General features: G+C 62.2%; 4 protein-coding genes. 2 read left to right on the top strand and 2 right to left on the bottom strand.

The genetic code is table 11. From position 1 onward, the window contains the following. Nucleotides 1–171 precede the first annotated feature (171 nt). Nucleotides 172–360: a DUF397 domain-containing protein gene (locus ACFHWT_RS31155; protein ID WP_416569460.1), complete on the top strand. Its 189-nt coding sequence runs from the start codon at nucleotides 172–174 to the stop codon at nucleotides 358–360. Nucleotides 361–464: 104 nt separating this feature from the next. Then, nucleotides 465–1178 carry a hypothetical protein gene (locus ACFHWT_RS31160; RefSeq protein WP_416598251.1) on the top strand — a complete coding sequence of 238 codons (714 nt, stop codon included), beginning with the start codon at nucleotides 465–467 and terminating at the stop codon, nucleotides 1176–1178. A 9-nt stretch (nucleotides 1179–1187) separates the two neighbouring features. On the opposite strand, the gene ACFHWT_RS31165 is transcribed toward ACFHWT_RS31160, so the two are convergent. After that, complete coding sequence (locus ACFHWT_RS31165) at nucleotides 1188–1634, bottom strand: SMI1/KNR4 family protein (protein WP_416598253.1); 447 nt, start codon at nucleotides 1632–1634, stop codon at nucleotides 1188–1190. A 3-nt stretch (nucleotides 1635–1637) separates the two neighbouring features. Next, the coding region (locus ACFHWT_RS31170) for a deaminase domain-containing protein (RefSeq protein WP_416598255.1) at nucleotides 1638–2275 on the bottom strand (638 nt) is incomplete at its 5' end.

Consider the following 2275-nt stretch of genomic DNA (forward strand, 5'->3'; position numbering starts at 1 on the left):
CAGACCCTCACCGGGCAGGTCACCTCCGCCAGGTGCATCAAACACGTCCGCAACCTCGTCGGCGCACTCGGCCCCTACCGACGCACCCCCGCCGTCCGCCGATTCTGCAACGACACCAAAGACCTCATCGCCACGTGACTAGGCCAGCAGCCATCAGACGAGGGAGCGAGCATGGAACGTAACACCTGGCGCACGTCGAGCCGGTCCGGCAACAACGGCCAGCGCGTCGAGGTCCGCGACCGGGGCACCCAGATCGACGTACGCGACTCCAAAGCCCCCGCCGCCGGCACGCTGACCTTCGCCCCCGCCGCCTGGACCACCTTCACCACCACCATCAAGACCCACAGCGCCCGCCCGTAACCCCTGAATCCCCCTGCTCGTGGCGACTCTCCACACGGGCCGCCACGAGCGCACCAACTGCGTCAGTCACGGCCCGATGATGGTTACCGAATCGGGGATGCGGGATGGGCCGACGGATTTGCCTGACTCTGCTTGGTTTCGCGCTGACGTCGTCGGCGGACGAGTGGAACATCGCCTATCAGCCGTCGGACGTCACCTTCGCCACCGGCCGGCCACTGTCCGGTGAGGTCGTCGACCACTTGGACACCGTTACCGCGAGTCTGCGGCGGATGGACGACCACCTCGGCAGCGGCCAGACGCTCGGCCTGGTCTGTCAGCACCTGGCGACCGTGGTCGAGGGGCTACGCGAGCGCCGGTACACCGACTCGGTGGGGCGGCGGCTACACGGCACTGCCGGTGAGTTGATGCGCCTCGCGGGTTGGCTGTCGTTCGACGGCGGCAACCACAGCCAGGCGCAACAGTTCTGGATCGCGGGCCTCTACCAGGCCCACGCCGCCGGTGACCGTGGCCTCGGCGCGAACATCCTCGGCTTCATGTCCTACCAAGCAGCGGACCTCGGCCAATTCTGGCAGTCGATCACCCTCGTCGAACCTTGTCCAACCCCTGCGCCGACGGCGGTAGATTCGAATTTTCGGTGTCTGACCCACGCCGCAACTCGGCGTTCTCCGCCTCTAGCACTACAATCCGGGCATCCCACTGCGCGACAGCCTTCTCCAACGCCACGAGCCGCTCCACGATGGAAGGGACGTCGGGCGCCCGGACATCCTGCCCAACAACCCCGCCAGATCAAACCAGCCCGAACCGGCAAACCTGATTGACTCCGCCGCTCATTTTACCCCAGGCTCGTCTGCGTAGTGCGAGTTGAGGAATGCGGTAAAGGAGGACCAGGTACGCAATGGATTTGGATCACCCTCCGCGCAAAGTACGACTTCGGGGTCAGGCGTAAGCGTGTCCGACATCCAATACACGAGATAGCCCTGATGCATCCCGAATACGATCGCCCCATCGGGAAGAGAATTGGTCCCGGAATTCTCATCGAAGAACTCATCCGCCCACTCCTTCATTCGGAGGATGGTCGGAAAGAATGCGTCCGTTCCTCTGAGTATCCGACCCGCCCGCGCCCCCATGTGGGAAAGAAACTCTACATACGCTGACGGAAGCTCCGAAAGGTTCCATGCCTCCCGAATTTTTGATATTTGCTCTGCCGTTATTCCAAGTACGCCGCCGGGCTCCTCGATGCGAATTAACTCCGCCAACCTTCCAACTTCGTACATCATTCAGTCCTGCCCCGTCGAGATACGGATGCTAATTCCAGGAAATCTCATTTTAAACTGACCAATCACATCTTCGCAACTAGGGCAAACTATCCGTTCCGAGTAGAGCTGGACAGTTCCGGTAGATGTTGGGCTGAGACCGATCGCGAGATCCTCAAGAAGAAACACTTCGGAGTCATATGCTCTAGACGGGTTGGGCGGCGTGAACTGCCTTGCGCTAGGCATGGACACCTCCCCAGGGTTGACGTGTCGACCGCTAGTCGCGATACCGACTGTCGACGCTTGCCCATCGATCTGAGATCGCATAACGGCAATGTTCTTACTTTCCCGAACACCCAGTCCCCCATTCCCGTTGACCCGATGGTCTGCCGCAATTTTTGCCAGACCGCAGTTGTGTACGAGTACGGGGGTTGCGTCGGCTACTACATGGTAGGTGTGGACGCGGCTGATGGTGAGGTTGTGGACGGTGGCGTGCGGGACGGTCCAGCGTTGGATGGCTGCGACCTGGACCCAGGTGCCGGAGCTCGTCTGGAGCCACTGGCCGGGTTGCAGGTCGGTGGCGTCGATCCACTCGTCGAGTTCGGGGACCCAGAAGGGGTGTCCGTCGGTGGCGGTGATCTGGGCGACACCGGGGTCGCTGT

The organism is Micromonospora sp. LOL_021, from assembly GCF_048060215.1.
In the GTDB taxonomy this organism is placed as follows: domain Bacteria; phylum Actinomycetota; class Actinomycetes; order Mycobacteriales; family Micromonosporaceae; genus Micromonospora_E.

Bases quoted from the DNA above. Each gene is read 5' to 3' on its own strand.
- ACFHWT_RS31155 (WP_416569460.1), top strand. From the start codon at position 172: ATGGAACGTAACACCTGGCGCACGTCGAGCCGGTCCGGCAACAACGGC.
- ACFHWT_RS31160 (WP_416598251.1), top strand. From the start codon at position 465: ATGGGCCGACGGATTTGCCTGACTCTGCTTGGTTTCGCGCTGACGTCG.
- ACFHWT_RS31165 (WP_416598253.1), bottom strand. From the start codon at position 1,634: ATGTACGAAGTTGGAAGGTTGGCGGAGTTAATTCGCATCGAGGAGCCC.